Below are 21,247 nucleotides of genomic sequence, written 5' to 3'. Positions count from 1 at the left end.
CTCCATTTACTATGTGATAAACTTTCTTTGTCCTTTTCCATAAGGACACCTCCTATCTTTGATGGTGATGCGGTCGGGAAACCAACATCAGTTTATCAATTTTGGGAGGTCTTTTTAATACCACGCTGGAAGCTATTTGGAACCACCAGCAGAGCAGGTGGTTTTCAAACATACAATAAAAACAGACTCCAGCAAAAAGACGGAGTCTGTCATAGTTAAAATTATTTGTTTTTTTTAGACTTCTTGAACACTTTCACGTTGACTGATCGTTGCTTCACCCGACTTTTTTTCGATTCGATATCCCAATCGAGTAACCAATAGCACGACGGCCATTAAACCGCTAATGACAATTCCTGCAAGATATGAATTTGTTCCGGCAGAAATCCTTGTTGCGGCAAGAAGCATAGGTGCAGCGAAACCGGCTAACGAGGAAATCAATGTGTTCATTGCAATCGCCACTGGAAACTGCTGATGGTTAGCTAAAATAGACAACTCGAATGGAATTGTTGCATTGACCATTACAATTCCCATGCCTGAGAACATATTTCCAGCGATGTGTAGCGCAGGATTATTGAAAAAGACGATGCAGACATAGGATAAAGCAAAAGCAACAAAGCCCCATGCCATTGTATCTGTTTTAGTAAGCTTACGAATATATTTTAATCCAAAGGCGGTGCAGATTCCTCCAACATTTCCTAAGGCAGTAACCATTGCAGTATAGGCTGTTCCATTGCCTTTAGAAGCCAACAGGATCGATTGATTTGCCATAAAGATCATCAAACAAAGCGAAGTAACAAAAGTAACGATCAGCATTACATAGACATAGCCATTCAAACTTTTGACTGTTTTACCGAAGCTGATGGAACGTTGGTTGGATACTTCCTCTTCAGTTAATTTACGATCTTTCGGTACTAACACTAAAACAATTAATAAAATTAGAATCGCTGCACCGTATACCCAAAAGAGGTTTTGCCAATTTGTACTTCCCAAAACACCGCCAATTGCAGTAAAACCCATCATCCCTAGATTATTGAAGCCGACAGCCCAGCCCATCACGGTTGCTCTTTCTTCTCCGTCAAAATGCTCTTGCAATAATACCGGTCCGACATTACTGATTAACCCAAGCCCAAATCCCAGAGCGATCATACATGCTAAAATAATGTTCAAACTGCTGTTGTAAAAAACAGGAAGCAAACCGCTGATTGCCACAATTGCGACTGAGACAACCCCAATATTTTTTCTCGTCATTTTATAAGTCAACCAAGTGAAAAGTAACGTGGCGATCAGCTGTCCTAACTGCGGGATTGAACTGAGCATCTGAACCTTCGATATAGGTTCCTGAGGAAATGATTTCGAAATGGCAGCAATCGCTGCACCGACGACAGAACCTGACATTAGCAGAAGATTCATGCTTAAGATACCTAAAGCTAGAGATAATTTTTTCTTATTCATAATAATTGCACTCCTTCATATTGTTGTTTCCGCTTTCAATTGTTAAATAAAGTATAGGTCAGAAAAAGACGCCTCACCATATGCAAAATTCATACGCGATGTGGTCTTTTCATAGGTGCTTTTTCTGCCTTGATCTATTTTTGGATGATGGTCTTAATTTGAATATTTGCTTCTTTTCCTCTAATAATCGCTAATGCTTTTCCTTGAAAAAGGCTGATGTTTTCTACACTATAGGCATCCTGATCAATTGGATTTCCGTTAGCTAATCCAATGACCTCTCCGTTTTCAACATAAATAGACAGCTGATGATCGGACGTTGGTACAAATCGTTGCTGGTCATCGATTGCTTCTAAAGCAAAAAGACTATAGTCATTTCCTTCAAAGATTTTTTCACTTTTTATTGCGTCTATCGTTGAGCTGGTCTCACAGCAAACTTCATTGATTGGTCGAGCTTCTGTATACGCGACAGCACTCAGCTTTCCAGCTTGATAGGGAACTTCCCAATTAGCGATACAATCAGTCGGTCTTTTTTTGCCATAGCTGTTGCCATTTACAAAAAGCTCAACTTCATTGACATTACTAAATACACGGACAGAAACCAATCCGTCTTCATTGATCTCAAGACCCTATTCATTCCAATGAGGCAGGATATGCAGTATAGGTTCTTTTTTCCAATGGGCTTGATAATAATAGTAGTAATCCTTCGCAAAGCCACATAAATCGGCGATCCCAAACTGAGAGGAAATAGCCGGCCAACCAAACGGAGAAGGCTCGCCATAATAATCGAACGCTGTCCAAAGAAAAACACCGCCCATATACTGATGGTCAGACAGATAATTTAACACCTTCTCCGGCGTTGCTGTGCCACCTGCACCTGGATCGCCTGGCTGTCGCTTTCCTGGTAAAATCATTGAAAACAGCGAACCAAAATTGGAGCAGTGGCACTTTTCTTCATCGTCCTTATAAATTCCCCTTGTAGAAAAGTAGGAGGCACTTTCTGTACTCATGATTGAGCGTTCTGGATAACGTTCCTTGATCTTGATCGCACCAGGCCCCATGGCATCAGCCTCTGGATAATTAACGCCCAACACATCATAATTCGCCAGATAATCTTCATTGACTATACCGTCAGGGTTTAGTAATTCGGCTGAAACGACCAAGCTCTCGTAATTTTGCTGTTTAATACAGCGAACTAGTTTTTTTGCAACCCGACTGCCTAGATCAGTATTTCCAATCACTTCTTCGTTCGCTACGGACCAAAAAGCCATTGAAGCATGCATTCGGCTTTTCTTAACCATATTTTCTAAATCTTGTATTCGCCATGGCGAGCTTTCTAATAACCGATTTTCATTCATTAAGAGGATTCCGAAACGATCACAGGCTTCCAATAATTCCGCTGAGGCAAAATGATGGGCACTACGCCAAGCATTCACTCCCATTTCCTTCATCGTCTTCACTTTGTAGTCAACAATATCTTGATTTAATGCCACTCCTACACCAGCGAAATCTTGATGCTCACATACGCCACGTAATTCATACAAGCTTCCATTTAAATGAAATCCCTGTGTATCATAGGCAAAGGTTCGTATACCAAAATTCTTACGACATTCGTCCGTTTCCATTTGAAAAACAGCTGTATACAAATGCGGCTGTTCAGGTGACCAAAGGATCGGTGAAGAAAAACGAAAGGTTTCTTTTATCGTTCTGCTTTCAAACGGTCGCAATACTTGTTGCCCTAATGAAATGACGTGTTCATCAATCTTGATCACAGGGGTGACCTCGACTGTATCTGATGAATGATTTTCGATACAAACCTCTGTACCCAATGTCGCCTGTGTTCCATCAAGCTCTTTTGTGTAAACATAGGCACTGTCCCGATTGAAAGAAGTCAATGGTAAAAATTCTAACCAAACGTCTCGATAGATGCCTGCGCCTTCATACCACCACCCCTCTGCTCCTGTAGTAGTATCGACTCGCACCAACAACACATTGATTCCTTCATCGCCATATCTCGCCATCTCAGATATATCAAAAGAGAAACTGGTATAGCCGCTATTATTATGACCCAAATAGGCACCATTCAGCCAAACATCCGCTGAACGCATCACTCCTTCAAAGTGCAAAATAATACGGTTCTGATCAATCAACGGATCATTCAACGAAAATGTTTTTCGATAATAGCCGACTCCCTCCTCTTTCGATCCTGACATCAACAATTCTGGTGCTTGTGTATAGGGCTGACTAATCTTCCAATCATGAGGGATAGCGATCGTTTGCCAATCTTGGTTTAGGCCTGAATCAAAATCAGTCCCAGCTAAATTTTTTAATCCTTGAATTTCGTCTCCACGAGCAATCAGTTTTAAAAAGTGTGTACCTCCAGCGCCATAAATAACTCGATCTCCTGCTTCTTCAGTTAATGGCGCGGTTAGGCCGCCTAAAGCATGCGCTTTTTTTGCCGTCTTATTAGGAAGTCCAACTTCTCCATAATGAAACAGCCAGCCCTTATTCAGTCTTTTTTCATCTCGCATCTGGTTTCCTCCTTTGATACCCCTTATTCTAGTCACTCGTTCTCTGTGATATAATGAAAAATACCGACTTCAAGAAACCGTTTACTATAATTTCCCGACCTTTCGGAGGTGTTTTATGAAAAAAGATCCATTTTCTGAACTTCATTTTGGTGATGCTGAGATCCCTCAAATTAGCATCCATTCCCCTATCGCCATTTTTTACAAACAAAAAATTAGAGATAAAATTCTTTATACCAAGGTGCAAGATGGTGACATCACGGCTTTTGAAAATGAAGAGTATCAAGCGTTGCACAAAAATCAGAATTTTGAATTGATGTATGTACTTCAGGGGGAATTAACCAATTATATTGAGGATAAGGAGTATGTTCTTCGTGCTGGAGAAGGCTGTTTATTAAATACACAGATCCTGCATCGGGAAATCCTTTCCGAGGGCTGCAATGTTGTCTTTTTGAATTTGTCCCCAACACTGCTTCAAGAGCTGTTAGCAAATGATTCTAGTAATGGACCCATTTTTACGTTCCTAGAACAAAATCTACAAACAGATTCTCAATGGAAACGTAGCTATATCGAGTTCACTCCTTGTTTGCCTTATCAAAGTGAGGGCTTCCATGTCATTATTGATTCTTTACAGCTAGAAGTGGCAACGTCTAAAATCGGGCGCGCTTATTTTCAACGAGGATTGATTTTACGTCTATTGGATGCCTTAGAAAATGTTAATCAGTTCTCACTTCAACAAATTGACCTAGATTTATCAAAGGAAGAGTATCTTGTCAATCGTGTGATTCATTTAATCGAAAGCCGTTTTGGTAATATCTCTCGCAAGGAAATTGAAGCGGCTTTACATTACAATCCCGAATACCTGAATCGACTGCTAAAGCGTCAGACTAAAATGACCATTGCCCACTACGCACAAATGATTCGAACGCAAAAGGCGCAGCAGCTATTAAATACTACTGATTTAACTATCCAACTTATTGCAGAACGTTTAGGGTTCTCCACTGAAGCCTATTTCTATCATTTCTTCAAAAAGCAGACCGGGCTCTCCCCAAACCAGTATCGGAAAAAATTTAAGCTCTAAAAAAAAGACTGTAAACAGCATCCATAAAATGGATTTTGTCTACAGTCTGACCGATTGTGGACTCAATCGGTTTTTTGGGCTTGAAAGGAATACTTCTCTCGATATTCCGTCGGCAATAGCTTAAGGTACTTACGAAACATTTTATAAAAATAGGAAGGATTTTCATACCCGACTTTTAATGCGATCTGTTCAATTGGTGCATTGGTATAGGTCAAATATTCAGCCGCAACATTCACTCGCTGCAAATGGACTAATTTGATGAAGGTGAGTCCTGTGTGTTTTTTTAAGTAGGAAGATAAATAGTTCGGATTGAAGCCAAAATGCTGTGCCATCTCATCCAGGGTAATCTGTGCATAGTTTTTCTCAATATATAGTAGCAGAGATAACAAATTGATCGCGCCATCATCTTCACCAGCGATCATCGCTTGTTCATTAGCGGCGGATCGAATTAATCGTCCAAAGAGTGTCAACAGCTCCAGCCGGATGATCTGATTCGATTGGGTATCTGGGTAATAAAACTCTTGGATGATGTCTTCTAACAACAAATGAATCTTCTTATCCTGATGTGTTCGGAATAAGCGATAAATATTTTCCCCTTGTGCCTCATTCGACAGCAGGGAGAAAAGCAAAGAAGACACCTTTTTCGTTGCACGATCCTCATTCATAAAATGATAATCATTCAAATTGAAAGCGGTATCCTTCAATGTCAGATTGACAACAATCGCATCCGCCTCGATTGGCTCTACTCGATGGATTGTATGATTGCCAACAATGATTAAATCATTTTGTTTTAACTTCAGCTCATCGTTGTTGGTAATAACCGTACATTCACCTACAAGCGGAACAATGATTTCCACAAAATTATGTACGTGAAAAGGGATGAAGGATTTCACCGGTTGAACCGAAATAGCGATTGACTGCGGATTTACTTCCAAAGAATCATCCAACGTATGAAAAAACTCATAAACAGGCTCATTTTTCAACACACCTGCTTTTCTTGGTCTCATTTCTAAACCTAGTTCATCCCAATTACGTGGATGATTTTTTTCTTTTAATACAGTAAGAACATCCGCTTCCATTTCCACCTCTCCTCTCAAAAATCTTTATTTCACGCCAAAAGTTGAGTATTTATAGGTTTTCATGCAGTAAGTTGCCTTTTTGAATGATATCTATTCATCACTTCGTCTAAACTATCTCATGAATGATTCATTCAAGCAAGACTCAATTTGTATTCCATGAAAAGACCAGTGAAATGAACACACGGCAGGTGTTTTTTCGCAATGGTTCCCCTATTCTTTCCAAGCTAAACTGAAAGCGTGAACAAGTATCTTTAAATTATGGAGGTTCAAAACGCATGTTAGATTTAACAAAAAAACCGTATCATTTAACAAAGGAACAAATTAAATTGCTTCAAGACAAAGTCAAAAGCATGACTTTAGACGAAAAAATCGGACAGCTTTTTTTCGTCATTGGACAAGATGAAGAACAGATGGACATCACAGAGTTTATTAAAACCTACCGTCCGGGAGGAATGATGTACCGTCCAGCTCCCGCGGAAAAAATTAAACGGCAGCTAGCAACGGCGCAAGAAGCCAGTGACATTCCACTATTCTTCTCCGCAAATCTAGAGTCTGGCGGAAACGGTATTATCACAGAAGGTACTTGGTTTGGCATGCCAATGCAAATCGCAGCGACAAACAACGCTACACATGCCTATGAACTTGGCAATGTCGCTGGATACGAAGCAGCTCAAGTTGGCTGTAACATGTCCTTTTCACCGATTGTTGATATTGATATGAACTTTCGTAATCCCATCACCAACACCCGAACCTTTGGGAGCGATCAAGAACGTGTGATTGAAATGGCCAAAGCTCAAATCAAAGGGCTGGAAAAAAACGGTATTCTCCCTGTTATCAAGCATTTTCCTGGTGATGGCGTTGACGAGCGTGATCAACATCTATTGAGTACTATTAATTCCTTATCTGTTGACGAATGGATGCACTCTTACGGAAAAATCTATCAGACCTTTATCGATCAAGGGATTAACAGTATCATGATCGGACATATCCTACAGCCAGCTTGGGAAAGAAAACTTTCTCCAGGTTTGCAGGATTCAGAACTGAGACCAGCCTCCGCTTCAAAACGCCTGATTGATGGTCTATTACGTGACGAACTTGGCTTTAACGGCTTAGCAATTACAGACGCAACACCAATGATCGGCTACAATTCAATTCTGCCGCGGGAAGAATTACTGCCAGCCACCATCAACGCAGGTATTGATATGATTTTGTTCAATAAAAATATTGAGGAGGATTACGCGTTTATCAAGAAGGCGCTTGAAAATGGCACGTTGAAACTAGAACGAGTGGAAGAAGCAGTATTGCGTATCCTCGCCACAAAAATGTCTAGTGGGTTGTTTGAAACGAAGCTTGCTGAAACACTGGAGCTACACACTATGGAACATGCCGAAAAAGCAGCGGCTGTCGCTAAAAAATCTGTTACCCTAGTCAAGGATCGTGATCAGCTTCTTCCATTGACCGTTGAGCGTTATCCACGAATTCGAATGGTTGTTTTAGGCGATTCAGATGATGGAGGCTTTAAGGAAGGCGGCAAGGTTTCTGACATTTTTCTACGACAGCTGCAGGAGCTCGGTTTTGATGTCACCCTTTATGACCGCCAACGTCTAGATTTTCATGAGATTTTTGAAGAAGGCGTGGCAGAAATGAAGGATAAGTTTGATTTAGCGCTTTATATCGCCAACATAGAGACCGCCAGCAACCAAACGACCACTCGCTTGGATTGGATCCATTTAATGGCTGCGGATGCTCCTTGGTTCATGAAATCTATTCCGACCATCTTTGTTTCAACAGCAAATCCTTATCATTTATTTGATATTCCAGCTGTATCCACCTACATCAACACCTATACTGGAAATAAAGCAAGTATTGATGCGGTAATTAGAAAAATGACCGGCTCTGAAGCCTTTGAAGGAATGAGTCCTGTAGATCCATTTTGCGGTGATTTTACCGCCAAATTATAATTAGGAGCGTGAAATAATGAAAATATCGAAAATTTTGATCAATCACATGGTAGAACCAGTTGGCTTCCAGCTTGAAGATTTACGAATTGAATTTATTGTGGAAGCAGATCGTTTTGAAGAGATTACCAAGCAATTGAAAATTTGGACCACGGATCACAACAACCCTGTGTATCAAAGTCAGCAGCAGGTCTTTGATAATAATTATTTTGACGTTGACCTAAAGCTGACGCCTCGTACCCGTTACTATGTTGAAATCACGATTCAAGATGCCACTAACAATACTTTTACTAAAGAAAGCTTTTTTGAAACTGGAAAAATGAACGAGCCGTTCCAAGCAGATTGGATCGCTCATCCAGATAAAGCCACTCAAAATGCTTTATTTAAAAAAGAGATCACGGTCGGAGCCAACGTAACCAAAGCCCGCTTGTATGCGACTGGCCTAGGTATTTACGAAGCTTCTATTGATGGAGAAAAAATTGGTGACGAGTATTTAACACCAGGGGTTACCGCCTACGATCAATGGATTCAAGTTCAAACCTACGATGTTACTGAAGCTTTCCAAAAATCAAGCACTCATGAATTACTGTTCTCTACTGGTGATGGCTGGTATAAAGGAACTTTAGGCTTTGACGGTGGCATGAATTCAATCTATGGTGATCAGCAGTGTGTGATTGGAGAATTTCATGTGACCTATGAAGATGGAAAAACAGAAATCATCTCCACAGATGACTCATGGCTAACAACTGAAGGAAATGTGACAAAATCCGAGATTTACTACGGTGAAGACCTTGATGACACAAAAACAGTCGCCAATTGGCAGCCTGTTATGCGTCTAGAAAAAGAAAAATCACTTCTCCAAGATCGCTTGAGCTTGCCGATAAAAATAATGGAGCGTCTGCCTGTTCAAGCGATTCTTGAAACCCCTGCTGGTGAACAGGTCCTTGATTTTGGTCAGAATCAGACTGGCTGGCTGGAATTTTACAATCGCGAACCCAAAGGAACAAAGCTTGTCTTCCAAATGGGAGAAATCCTGCAGGAGGACAACTTTTATCGTGAGAACTTACGTGAAGCGCGTGCTTCTTTTGTCTACATTTCTGATGGTGAAGAAAAATGGGTTCGTCCGCATTTTACCTTTTTCGGTTATCGCTACGTAAAAGTTGAAGGCAATACGCAACCCTTACAAAAGAAAGATTATCAAGCCGCAGTTCTTTATTCCGAAATGGCACGAACTGGCGGAATCGAAACGACAAATCCAAAGGTTAATCGTCTTTTCCAGAATATTTTATGGGGACAAAAAAGTAATTTCTTAGATATTCCGACGGATTGTCCGCAACGTGACGAACGCTTGGGCTGGACAGGCGACGCTGAAGTATTTTCGAAAACAGCTGCTCTAAACATGAATGTCTTCGCCTTCTTTAAAAAATATGCAAAAGATATCGCAGTCGAACAAAACCAACATGATGGAATGGTTCCCATGTACGCACCAGCAATGGGAAATTCTGACGGTGGCGCCGCGGTTTGGGGCGATGCAGCAACAATCATCCCGTGGAATATGTATCAGGTCTACGGTGATCCGGCGATCTTGCGTCAAAACTACTCAGCAATGAAGGATTGGGCAGAATGGATTCGCAAAAACAGCAAAAGCCGTGAGCTATGGACGGGGACCTTCCAATTTGGTGATTGGCTCGCTCTCGATGGTGAAAACCCTGCATTACCGACTGGGAAAACGGAAGAAGATTTTATTGCTTCTGTCTATTACTATTATTCCAGTGATATCCTCGCAAAAACCGCCGAGCTCTTGAAAATTTCTGCCGATGCGGTGCATTACAGAAAACAAGCTCAGCAAATCAAAGAAGCTATCGTCAAGGAATACATTACTGCAAACGGTCGTTTAGCAATTGATACTCAGACCGCCTATGCGATCGCTTTGTATTTTGAACTGGTTCCTGAAATACAACGTCCGCGTGTGGCGGAGGATTTAGTCGCTCGATTGAAAAAAGATAACGACCATCTTAAGACAGGTTTTGTCGGGACACCCTTCATTTGTCAGGTCTTATCTCACTACGGCTACCATAAATTAGCGACCAAGATTTTCCTTTTAGAGGATTTTCCAAGCTGGCTTTACGCGGTAAACCTTGGTGCGACAACAGTCTGGGAACGCTGGAATTCCGTTCTGCCTGATGGCTCCATGAATCCTGAAGGTATGAACTCACTAAATCATTACAGCTTTGGTGCCATTATGGAATGGGCTTATACGTACTTATTAGGGATTCAACAGGTTCGACCTGGCTATCAAGAATTGAATTTTGTCCCTCATTTTGATTACCGTTTAAAACAGGTTAATGGACATTTTGATACGCCATATGGAAACTTTTCTGTGAGGTATCAAATTGAAGCCGATAGTAAACATACAATCAACATCCGTTTAACGATTCCATTTGGATCAACGGTAAATGTTAAATTGCCACGAGGAGAAAATAGCCCTGTGCTAGTTAATGGTGAGGAAAAAGCGAATGGCTGCTTCTCTCTTACCTGCGGCAGCTATGAAATCAGTTATATTCCTAGTGAAAACTACGTAGAGCATTACCATAGTGACACGCCTGCATCCGAAATTATGGCTGATGAGCTATTGATTGAAAAAATCGATGCCATTGATCCAGTGCTAAATTTCTTCAAGGCAGATCCTGCTGCTGTTGAAGGTGGTCTGGGGACGATGTCGTTGACAAAACTGAATACCCTTTTACCTTTTATTCAAATTACCCCAGAAAATCTAGCGAAAATCAATGAGGTACTGACAGCTACCCCGATTTTAAATGAACGGGAGGAAGCTACTCTTGTTTAAAGGCGCGTTATTTGATTTAGATGGGGTGATCGCGGACACCTCTACCCTGCATTTTGAAGCATGGAAGAAACTTGTCGATAATTACTTTTCAGTGAAGCTTCCCGATCGTTTGGAGGAAAAAACCAAAGGTGTCAGTCGGGAAGATTCCTTGAAAGTAATCCTAAACCACTTAGATGTAGCTGTCTCAGAAAGTATGTTTCAACAGCTCTTAGTTGAAAAAAACGAGTACTATAAGGAGTCGTTAAAGGCTATCTCTTCTGAAGCAATACTCACCGGTGTCTCAGATTTTATTTCAGAATTGAAGCAGCAGCAAGTAAGACTCGCCTTAGCGTCAGCCAGTTTAAACGGGCCTTTCATTTTAGAAAAACTAGGATTAAGGGACAGCTTTGATACGGTCGTTGATCCGAGCAACGTTGCTGCGGGAAAACCGGCACCAGATATTTTTCTCGCCGCTGCAGCTGCATTGAAGCTACAGCCTTCCGAATGTATCGGGATTGAAGACTCCATTGCCGGTCTTCGAGCAATCAAAGACAGTGGCGCCTTCTCAGTTGCAGTAGGAAAAAGTACCGAACTACAAACAGCAGACCTTACGCTTGCAACAACGGCAGAGTTGAAATTAGCTACGATTTGTACAGCCTTTCCACACGAAAAGGAGTGATTTATATGATAGAAACCTATCAAAATCCCATTCTTCGAGGGATGTATCCTGATCCAAGTATCGTCTTGGTAAAGGATACTTACTATATGGTCAACAGCACCTTTGAATATTACCCAGGTATCGCGTTAAGTAAAAGCACTGACCTGTTAAATTGGACGAAAGTTCCCGGAATAGCTGTGACAAAGGACCAAGCAGACCTCTTACAGGCCAAGTCCAATGAAGGAATCTTCGCTGTTTGCATTCGCTATTTCAAGGACCATTTCTATGTCATTACTACGAACTTTGCTGAATTTAAGAACTTTATTATTAGAGGAAGCCTAAATGAACGTGGAGAAATTGTGTGGGAACAAGAACGAATTGAAATAGACATTATGGGAATTGATCCCGATCTTTATCACGAAGATGGACGTACCTATGTCTCCTTCACAGGCTACATCGATGACAAAGGAACAAAAGCGATTCAACAGGTAGAAATTGACCTTCAAACTGGAACAATACTTCGCGGACCAGAAGTGATCAGCTTTGGAACTGGTGGACGTGATGTTGAAGGCCCCCATATCATTAAACGGAACAATACCTATTACTTGCTGGCTGCTGAAGGTGGTACAGGTGTTGGACACATGATTACGATGTTCAAATCAGACAATTTTTGGGGACCTTTCGAAGATTGCCTATCCGTCAATCCAATTTTTACCAATCGTGATCGTGCAAATGAACCCCTGCAAAATATTGGTCATGCCGATCTCTTCCAAGATACTAAAGGAAATTGGTGGCTGACTTGTTTGGGAACTCGTCCAGGCTCGATTGGCTTTAAACAAATTACTAATATGGGAAGAGAAACCTTGCTTTATCCGGTAAACTGGGAGAACGAATGGCCAGAAATCAACAATGGCATCCCTAGTGAAACGGTTGATATGACTCTGTTTCCCAACCATCAACGGGTACTTGTGAATGAACAAAAGATAAGCCCTTTTATTGATTTCTTCGATCAGCCTACGTTAAATCCTGAATGGCTAAGCTTGCGCGATTCGCTTGGTGAAGACCTTTGTTTACAAAATGCAACTCTGACCTTAAAAGGTCGCCAAGTAACGATTGATTCGGGTGGAACCCCCTCTTTTCTAGGAATTAGACAAACAGAACAGGCAGAAAGCTTCTCTGTAGTGATTAATACAGACACCACCTTTGCGAATGGTAAAATTGGGATTTTAAGTTTGATCAATGACAATCACTTTGCTGCAATCTTAGTGGAGGAAAAAGATCAGAACTTTGTTGTATCACGCTATCAAAAAATTGAAGATGTCCTTTTAGAAGAAGAATTAGGAATGCTTACATCAATGCCAGTAACATTCGAATTGATCAATCAGCCAGCTACAAAAAAGTTTGTCGTCACTGATGGCGACAACAGTCTGAGCTTTGAAACGAGCTCTCTACATTTTTCAAACGAAGCAATCGCTGCCCTAAACACAGGAGATATGCAGGGCATTTACGTCTTGGACGATGCGACTCTCGTTGTTGATGAAGTGCGGCGTCAAGCGATTAATGTTGATTTGGAAGAACTAGACATTTAAACATCCTTTTTCTCAGTTACAGGAAGAAGCCAGTTCGGCAGATGTGATCCTTAGCTGATTAATAAAAGAAGTACACCTGCCATTAACCTATCGCAGGTGTACTTCTTTACCTTCATTTTTCCAAAAACCTCACCAAATCCGAATCCCACAAAGTAAAATCATGAAATCCTGCTTGCGGATAAAAATGGATTGCAGCCCTCGGATCGAAGCTTTTTATTTGTTCGATGACTTTCTCTGTCTGTTCAAATAGCGGATCTTCTGCTCCACAGGCAAAATGGATCGGCGGAATCGCCTTTTTCTGATCTAAGAGCTTTTTATATTGGTAAACACAATCATTTTCACTGCCGTAGTCGCCTTTCGAAAAGACTTGTTGATAATGCGTTTCTTTGCGTTCTTTTTTATAAAAGACAAAAGCAGGAGAAAAAGCGCCTATTCGGCTATATAGTTCCGAGTACCGTAACCCGAGTAAAACTGCGCCGTAGCCCCCCATTGAAAAACCAGCGATCTGGACATTGGTTCTAGTAAAATTCAACTGATAAAGAACCTTCATTACTTCATAAAACTCTTTGCCGATGGCTTCACCGTAGTTTTCTCCATCAACATGATCTGTGTAAAAACTATTCTCTGCCGATGGACAAAAAAAAGCCGTGTTGTATTTTTCTGCATACTGAATTAAAGGAACGTTCAGTGCCCATGTATTTTCGTCTGATTCAATCCCGTGTAGCAAGAAAATGACTCGGACTTCTTTAGTAATTTTTTGCGGTAATACGGCAACGTAGGATTTGTTTCTGTGCAATACAGATGAATAATAGGTTCCGTGAATATACATCGTTCATCCCTCTTTACTATTTAGCAGAAAAGACCACGATTCTTCATCACGGCCTTTTCCTTCCTTATTTTCCAGCGATCCCCAAACCACCTAAAATGACTGATACCAATAAGATTCCGATCAATAATTTGGTCGTTGAGACTTTTTTGCTGCGAATCAGCCAGACGACTAACCAAACGAATCCTAGTGGCAGCAAGCCCGGTAAAATCTGATCCAAGATTTCCTGTAAATTCAACTTTTGTCCTGCTAATTTTAGTACCACTGATAATTTGAACGGTACATTCATGAAGGTCATAGCGCCAATCATCATTAATCCGAGCATGCTGCAGCCCTTTGTAATGGAGCGCAGCAAGCCGCTCTCTTGGGCTTCTTGAATATAGCTTGCACCTAATTTATAGCCAACGATACCTCCGTAGTAACGAATAAAGTAAAACGGAATGTGATAGATCAACAGAAATAGAATTGGACCTAATAGATTTCCTTTTTGAGCCAGGCTCATTGCTACACCAGCTGCGATGACACGCAGTGTTCCAACGAAGAAGGAATCACCAAGACCAGCCAGAGGCCCCATCAGACCGACTTTTATCCCATTAACGGACTCATTGATGTTTTCCTGCGGATTTCGAGCATTCTCTTTCTCCATCGAAAGGACAATGCCTTGGATGAAAGGAATGAAGGCATAGTTCGTGTTGAAATACATCATGTTTCTAGCAACTGCACTATAATAATCATCATCATTTTTATAGATTTTTCTGAGTAACGGCATCATCGCCCAGCCAAAACCTGGTCCTTCCAAGCGAACATAGGTCATTTCAGACATTCCGGTCATTTGCCGCCAAAACATGCGGTTCAAGTCCTTTTTTTCATCCTTTTCCAGATCAAATTTCATCATGATAAGAAGTCCTCCATTTCATCACTAAGATTGGTATTCCCAGAGCTGTTCGCAACGACTCGCTGTTTCTTTAATTCATTGAGTTCTTTGGTTTTCTTGAAATCGCTCAGGATGAAGTAAATAGCAACCGCGCCGCCTAATACAGCGATTCCCATCGTATTCATTCCTAGATAAGCTGCCAAGACAAAGCCAATGAAGAAAAATGGCAAGATTTCTTTATCCCACATGGAGCTGATCAGTATGCCCATTCCCAAAGCCGGCAACAACTGAGCCATCACATTTAGCATTTGATTGACCTGTTCAGGCAGATTGCTCATAAAGCTTTCCACCGGCCCTACTCCTAGCTGTAGGACAATGACAGTCATTACAAAATAGACTGCTGGATAGAAAAACATCGCGAAAAAGTGGGCCAAATTGAAATGTTTTTCATTGTGATTGGCAATCGCTCGGTCTTCAAAATCGACAACGAAGTTAAAAATCAAACAAACAAGATTGAATAATAGCACCGCCAATAAACCAACAGGCACGGATAAGGCTACCCCTGTAGTGACTCCCTTACCAGTCAAAATTCCAAAGGCTGTTCCAAAAACTGCCGCCGCTGTAATGTCTGAAGGTACCGAACCGCCAATAGTAAAGGTCCCCATAAACACCGCTTCGATCGCAGCACCAATAATGATTCCTTGGGTCAAATCGCCTAATACTAATCCAACAAGCGGGCCAATCCAGATTGGTCGAGGCATGATATTTAAGAAGCCCCAATCCAACCATTTAACCAACGCCATAATCAAACCAACTAATACTGATTGCATCATTTTCTATTCCCCCTTTTTAAAGTACCGTCTGCATGTCCGTGATCGGCTGGTCAGGCACTAATTGGTATTCCGTGGTAATCCCCAGCGCAATGATTTTTCTTAGCTGCTCCTTGTCTTGCTCGCCTAGAAAAACATTGTCATTTAGCTTCATTCGCTCTTCGCCGTTTTTATTTGCCTTGCCATAATTTCCGATATTGACTTTGGATATCTCTGTGGCATTCTCTGCGACAAACAGGGCATCCTTTGGTGAATTGACAATCACTAGGATACTCAAATCATTGATTCGCGGATCCTGCAATAAAACTTTGGCTTTTTCCTCATTGAGAATAATGACCTTCACCGAATCTGGTGCAGCCATTTTCAAGGTTGATGATAAAATTGGATCAGCAGCGGCCTTTTCGTTGACAACGATGATCCGATCAATTCGTAACTGCTTACTCCAAATCATCGCTACTTGCCCATGGATCAATCGTTCATCAATACGTACCATTTTGATCATTGTGCTTCACTCCTTATTCGTTTTAATGGATTAATTTTTCATTGAAAAATTAGTCTGATTCGAATGCCGTATATCATTCAACTAAACTACTCACACTTGTGATTTACTTAGCTTTTGAAGCTGACTCCCTTCTTAAGTGAACTGCGAAAAGTTGAACTGACATCCTTATTCGTTTTAATGGATTACTTGTTCATTTTATTAAAAGCAAGTACTGTGCCAATTTTTATTATTACAAACCTTGTCATTTCAGCGTTTGATAAAGGAAGAAGTGTCGGATTGAATTCCGACACTTCTTTAGGTTATCCCATCATTTGTTTGACTAATTGATAGACCATGCCATATTCGGCTTGAGGAATAGTGAGGTTATACTTTTTACAAATTTTTTCAAATACCACATCAGAGAACTCGCAGAATTTCTTGAATTCATCAGAATCTTCTACGACAAATTCAGCACTCTCATCCTCTCCCCCAGTCAGGATTCGTTCGATCATCAATGACATGTGTAAAAAGAGATTGATCCGTACAAAGTTGGGAAAGCTGATGCGGTAATAGGCTTCATAAGCCGCAATTACTTCCTCGACCTCGTTGATGATTCGTTCTGGATTCAAGAAATTTAAACGTGCTGAAGCACCCTCTATGGTAAATAATTTAAGGATTTCATTTCCGCATTCCTTGATTGCCTGCTGGCTCATATAGGGCTGCAGACCAGCTAAGGTTTGAGTATCGTTAACAATTTCCTCTACAGAAACAATCGACTGCTTACTGTCTTCGATTTTGGGTGTAGTGATGACCGCGATCGTATTTTTGAAAAAGGTCTCATCAAAGTTTTGACACTTTTCAGCCAATTGCTGATAATCAAAGGTCAGTACTTCCACTTCCTCTGACAGGTAGTTTGTAAAAATATCTCTGATTTTATCTGCTATACCCTGACCGGATAAACAGGCAATCAAAATATTCGGCTTCTGAGAAACGCCTTCAAAATACTGACGTTCTACTTTAAAATCCGCTAAATTTAGCTGCTCTAGCTGACGGGTCGTGATTCCTTGATGCAGTTTCATCCCCACTTCAATTGCTAAAGCGGTCGAAACATTGTTCATGACGATCAGATCGCCACTGACATTTCCTTTAATGCTACTATAGATTTGCTCCAAGGAGCCCATGTCGACCAAAATTACGAGACCTTGACTCGTGTCGACTTTTTTAGTGTAATGCACGATTTCTTTGATGATTTCCTGAGTACTGACTAGTGATGGCATTCCGAAATAATCGAAGACATAATCGCCAATCATTTCATTCGCTGTAGCCGCCAGTGTCTTCGCATTGTTCTGACCATGCATCACGACGATTCCATTTACTTTAGATAGAATTGGGAATTGATTAGCAAGGTACGCTGCCAGAAATATCGAAAACTGCGTGGACAATGGATGTTCTTGATACAGCTCTACTAGTGAGTCTGCTACTTCAAAATACTTACGAAAAACGGTTCGTTCTTCATTTTCAAGGACGATACTCGCTTCCAGCAGATAACCGTGCTGATTGAAGAAGTAGAGCATTTTAGCTATCTTTTGTTGCTGCACCTCAGAAGACAGAAAACCATACTGGTTCAGTTGCTCAGCGATTATTTTTTCAATTTCACGATACCCGAATAAGGTAAAATAATCCTTCATATGTTTTTCTAATTGCATGTCTTCTTCCACCAAGACGTTTTCCAGCAAAAACAGCAGATTATTATGACTTTCAAGAAGCTGATCAAAACGAGAAATCCGATCAATTTCACTCTTCAGCAATCTCAAAGAATCACTTTGATCTGATGAATTATTCTCCGTCTCGGCAGATTTAAAGCTTACATAATGCACCAGTTCTCCTGCATAATTATTTCGCGGAAGTGTGATAACAGCAGTTGATTGCTCAGGTAATTCGTTGGCGACTAAAACTTTGATTCGGTTCTTTAATTGACCAATATTGCCTTCAAATCCGGATTTTGCCAACTCGTCTATGAGATTTTGCGAAACACTCACTTCCCGATTGATTTCCGTCGACTCCTGCTGGAAAAACAAGCGGACTAATTGCAGCCGTTCATTTAATGGCCGTGAAGAGAATTGTGGCAGGACGACTTCATAAGGAATTCTGCGGCGAAAAGTCGTCAGCAAGGTTGAATGTGTATTTTCAGTCGTTGCCATGATCAAGCGGACGCGGGTCTTTCGCCATTTCTCATTCTCTCCTAAGCGTCGAAATTGACCAGAATCAATCAAAAGAAACAGCTTTTCTTGGTTTTCCGCGGTCAGATTATGGACTTCATCTAGAAAAAGATAGCCACCATCGGCTTCATCCAACAGCCCTTTTTTCTCTTGATTGGCTCCGGTAAAAGCACCCGAAACATAGCCAAACAATACCGATGAAAGCAGCTCGGGATTATTCCCATAATCTGCACAATTCAAAACAACAAAGGGCGCAGCTTGTTCAATTTGTCCCTTTTCCTTCGCGTATTCATAAATCATTCGAGCAATAAAGCTTTTCCCCGTTCCGCTAGCGCCATTCAAAATCAATGGCAAGCCATTTGGATACATGACCGTCGCCTTAAACTGACGGACCATGGAACGCAATGAACCGTCATGACCGATTAATACATCAAAAGGATCTGATTCCTGCGGCGCTGTTTCATAAATAAAGGTGGTTGGTTTGCTTTTTATCTTGCGCAGATGTCCTTCTTCAGCTAACCGATTCAGATAGTGACTCACTGTATTTCGGCTGAGCCCTTTATTCTCGGCAATCAGCGAGGCTGTCACAGGTTCGTTTACGAAAGATTCTTTGATATAGTCTAACAAATCATTTTGAACCGACATCCTTCACCACTCCTTCCTGACAAAGATTTTTAGCGTTTGATTTCTCCGCCGGCGGTTAACAATCCCTCCACCTCTTTCACTGTGAATGGATTAAAATCTTCAGTAATCGCGTGTTTCAAGGGCCGCAGCAGCCGAACAATAATCACCATTAGGAGCGATTTCACGGATAAACGCTCCACACTCTTCAACTGACCAGAGCTTGTCCCGATAATTATCTCCAAGCTGCTGCGTACTCCAAATTTCTTAGCTTCTCTAACTAATTGTACCATCAAAGTAGAATGCTTTCGCATCATAGATCACTCTCAACACTCGCAAACCTACTCCTTGCTCAAAATAGTAGGTTCTTAATCCCGTTTGTCGCCAAAAAGTAGATTCGCCCGTACCGGTACCGATAATCGAAGTGTCATCCTTGTTTTCTACGGTCAATTCAGCTATCAATTGATCAACTTAAGATAAGGTGAATGTGATTTCAAGTCCTTTTATTCCACCCTTAGTAAGGCTCCGCATGCTTACTTTCCTTGTCAAGCAAAACCGCCGCGAACCACTACAATTACACTCGCTTGTTCTAACTAAATAAGCTATCAATTTTTTTCATTTTCTCGCCTCTTTTGTATGGTCTTCTAAATAGTTGAAATAATTGAAATCAGCAAAAGAATTGTGCGCATCAAAATCTTGGGCACAGATGCCTACCATCGCACCAGTGAATGCCAGTTTTCCGTTAGCTTTGATATAATCGTCACTCAAACGATCCGCTTCGACGGCTTCACCGATGGGGTGTAATTCTTCCGCACCGATTCCGTAAGAAAATTGCGCTCGATCGCGATCGACTCTTACTGCCAGACGAATTGGTTGATCTGATGGAATAGCCACTCTTTCTGAGCGATATGAAAAATGATTGATCGCATCACTTTCCACTTGAATGACTTTCGACTGTAACCCTTCGTCGTAAGAAACCTGGAGATAATGCCAATTATCCGTATCATAAAACAACACCAGACCAGCCATCTGCTGAAAATTGCGCGGTTCAAATTCCATTTCTGTTTCCACGTTGAAACAAAAATGCTGCCAACGCCGAGCGACTAGTGTTTGCCGGTGCAAGCTTGTAATACTTTGCTCCCCGTATAAACGTAAATAAGCGGGACGTTCAGATAGCGTGATTTTTTCGGATATTTCCGCCAGCGGCTGTCTTAATGTTTTAAAGTAGTTCGGCAGCTTTCCTTCAGAAAAATCACATTGGGAACTGAAATCAAGCTGCTGTTCTACATTCTTTGCGATACTGGGAGCATCAACCTCCAAATCAGGAAACATGGTCCCGTTACTAAGTCTTGGCCAGCCATCGATCCAATCGATTTTCTGGAGTGCCGTTTCTCGACCTAGCGTACAGTTTCCTCGTTCACCTAGTGGTCGAGAACAAATATGAGCAATATACCATTCATCTGGTGTAACCTCGATAAATGACGCATGCCCGCTCTTTTGAAGCGGATTTTCCGGCATGGGTTTAGTCGTCAAAAATGGATGATAAGGTGACAGCTCGTACGGTCCCAGAAGGTTTTTCGCGCGACAAACCGTTGCGGCATGACTATACCCCGTTCCGCCGGCGGCACAGAGCAAATAGTACCACCCATCCTTTTTCAATAGCTGTGGTCCTTCGCATACTCCTAAATCAGTACCAGTGTAAAAATGCTGCCGCTCACCAATCAGCTTCAGTTGTTTGATATCAAATTCCTGAATTACTAAACCGGTAAAATTCGGCTGCTCCAAACGATGATCAAAGAGCATACTCATAATATAGTGCCGACCATCGTCGTCATGGAAAAAGGCTGGGTCAAAGCCGCTGGCCGTCACAAAAGTCGGAGCCCCCCAATCACCTGTGACCTCCTCAGCAGATAAAACATAATTTAGTGTATCTTTAAACGCATTCCCTGTTTTAACATCCGTGATTAGCAGCCAAAAACGACCGTCTGAATAACTAATATGCGGCGCCCAAATACTGCCGGAGTTATAGTTTCCGATCAGATTGGCTTGATCACTTTTTTGAAGTGGATTAGCGATAAGCCGCCAGTTGACTAGATCGGTCGAATGATAGATTTCAACTCCGGGCATCCATTCAAAAGTAGACGTAGCCAGATAATAGTCTTTACCAACTTTCACTACACTAGCATCAGGATGAAAGCCTCGCAGGATCGGATTGATCACCTTATTCATA

Annotated in this window: 17 protein-coding genes; 6 read left to right on the top strand and 11 right to left on the bottom strand. The window is 41.4% G+C overall.

What is annotated here, in order from left to right:
• Window positions 1-219: hypothetical protein (locus tag E6139_RS06180; RefSeq protein ID WP_316402187.1), on the top strand; the 219-nt coding region annotated here is incomplete at its 5' end.
• Between the two features lie 15 nt (window positions 220-234).
• Here E6139_RS06180 and E6139_RS06175 read toward each other — a convergent pair.
• The 3 genes from E6139_RS06175 to E6139_RS06165 all read right to left on the bottom strand — a co-directional run bounded on the left by E6139_RS06175 (window position 235) and on the right by E6139_RS06165 (window position 3,980).
• Entirely contained in the window at window positions 235-1,452 is a 1,218-nt protein-coding gene (locus E6139_RS06175; protein WP_316402186.1) for an MFS transporter, read from the bottom strand.
• A 134-nt stretch (window positions 1,453-1,586) separates the two neighbouring features.
• Window positions 1,587-2,054 (bottom strand): DUF4982 domain-containing protein, encoded by a 468-nt coding sequence (locus E6139_RS06170; protein WP_316402185.1) that lies wholly within the window; start codon window positions 2,052-2,054, stop codon window positions 1,587-1,589.
• 24 nt (window positions 2,055-2,078) lie between these two features.
• Window positions 2,079-3,980, bottom strand: coding sequence for a sugar-binding domain-containing protein (locus tag E6139_RS06165; RefSeq protein ID WP_316402184.1), 1,902 nt, complete (start codon window positions 3,978-3,980; stop codon window positions 2,079-2,081).
• 115 nt (window positions 3,981-4,095) lie between these two features.
• Between E6139_RS06165 and E6139_RS06160 the strand changes: the two genes are divergently transcribed.
• Window positions 4,096-5,058, top strand: a complete 963-nt coding sequence (locus tag E6139_RS06160; RefSeq protein WP_316402183.1) for an AraC family transcriptional regulator — start codon at window positions 4,096-4,098, stop codon at window positions 5,056-5,058.
• Between the two features lie 62 nt (window positions 5,059-5,120).
• Here the strand turns inward: E6139_RS06160 and E6139_RS06155 are convergent, their stop codons facing one another.
• Window positions 5,121-6,137, bottom strand: coding sequence for an AraC family transcriptional regulator (locus E6139_RS06155; RefSeq protein WP_316402182.1), 1,017 nt, complete (start codon window positions 6,135-6,137; stop codon window positions 5,121-5,123).
• 275 nt (window positions 6,138-6,412) lie between these two features.
• On the opposite strand from E6139_RS06155, the gene E6139_RS06150 reads away from it, so the two are divergent.
• Genes E6139_RS06150 through E6139_RS06135 form a run of 4 tightly spaced genes read left to right on the top strand, consistent with a single transcriptional unit; the run spans window position 6,413 to window position 13,166 of the window.
• Entirely contained in the window at window positions 6,413-8,098 is a 1,686-nt protein-coding gene (locus tag E6139_RS06150; RefSeq protein ID WP_316402181.1) for a glycoside hydrolase family 3 protein, read from the top strand.
• A gap of 16 nt (window positions 8,099-8,114) precedes the next feature.
• Window positions 8,115-10,940 (top strand): alpha-L-rhamnosidase, encoded by a 2,826-nt coding sequence (locus tag E6139_RS06145; protein WP_316402180.1) that lies wholly within the window; start codon window positions 8,115-8,117, stop codon window positions 10,938-10,940.
• The gene (gene pgmB / locus E6139_RS06140) at window positions 10,933-11,598 is read left to right on the top strand and encodes a beta-phosphoglucomutase (protein ID WP_316402179.1); all 666 of its coding nucleotides are present in this window, start codon (window positions 10,933-10,935) and stop codon (window positions 11,596-11,598) included. The genes E6139_RS06145 and pgmB overlap by 8 nt, the downstream gene beginning before the upstream one ends.
• Window positions 11,599-11,603: 5 nt before the next feature.
• Window positions 11,604-13,166, top strand: coding sequence for a glycoside hydrolase family 43 protein (locus tag E6139_RS06135; RefSeq protein ID WP_316402178.1), 1,563 nt, complete (start codon window positions 11,604-11,606; stop codon window positions 13,164-13,166).
• Window positions 13,167-13,278: 112 nt separating this feature from the next.
• On the opposite strand, the gene E6139_RS06130 is transcribed toward E6139_RS06135, so the two are convergent.
• The 7 genes from E6139_RS06130 to E6139_RS06100 form a co-directional block, all read right to left on the bottom strand.
• Window positions 13,279-13,995, bottom strand: coding sequence for an alpha/beta hydrolase (locus E6139_RS06130; protein ID WP_316402177.1), 717 nt, complete (start codon window positions 13,993-13,995; stop codon window positions 13,279-13,281).
• A 64-nt stretch (window positions 13,996-14,059) separates the two neighbouring features.
• On the bottom strand, window positions 14,060-14,887 hold the full coding sequence (locus E6139_RS06125) for a PTS system mannose/fructose/sorbose family transporter subunit IID (protein WP_316402176.1): 828 nt from the start codon (window positions 14,885-14,887) through the stop codon (window positions 14,060-14,062).
• Window positions 14,884-15,699 carry a PTS sugar transporter subunit IIC gene (locus tag E6139_RS06120; protein ID WP_316402175.1) on the bottom strand — a complete coding sequence of 272 codons (816 nt, stop codon included), beginning with the start codon at window positions 15,697-15,699 and terminating at the stop codon, window positions 14,884-14,886. The genes E6139_RS06125 and E6139_RS06120 overlap by 4 nt, the downstream gene beginning before the upstream one ends.
• Window positions 15,700-15,715: 16 nt before the next feature.
• Window positions 15,716-16,198 (bottom strand): PTS sugar transporter subunit IIB, encoded by a 483-nt coding sequence (locus tag E6139_RS06115; RefSeq protein ID WP_316402174.1) that lies wholly within the window; start codon window positions 16,196-16,198, stop codon window positions 15,716-15,718.
• A gap of 299 nt (window positions 16,199-16,497) precedes the next feature.
• Window positions 16,498-19,041: a sigma 54-interacting transcriptional regulator gene (locus E6139_RS06110; protein WP_316402173.1), complete on the bottom strand. Its 2,544-nt coding sequence runs from the start codon at window positions 19,039-19,041 to the stop codon at window positions 16,498-16,500.
• Between the two features lie 29 nt (window positions 19,042-19,070).
• Entirely contained in the window at window positions 19,071-19,334 is a 264-nt protein-coding gene (locus tag E6139_RS06105) for a hypothetical protein (RefSeq protein ID WP_316402172.1), read from the bottom strand.
• Window positions 19,335-19,632: 298 nt separating this feature from the next.
• Window positions 19,633-21,246 (bottom strand): glycoside hydrolase family 43 protein, encoded by a 1,614-nt coding sequence (locus E6139_RS06100; protein ID WP_316402171.1) that lies wholly within the window; start codon window positions 21,244-21,246, stop codon window positions 19,633-19,635.
• Between the last annotated feature and the right edge of the window lies 1 nt (window position 21,247).

Source organism: Enterococcus sp. (genome assembly GCF_032555305.1).
In the GTDB taxonomy this organism is placed as follows: domain Bacteria; phylum Bacillota; class Bacilli; order Lactobacillales; family Enterococcaceae; genus Enterococcus_A.
Note: the sequence above shows the minus strand (reverse complement) of the source record. Positions and strands in the feature narration are given on the sequence as shown.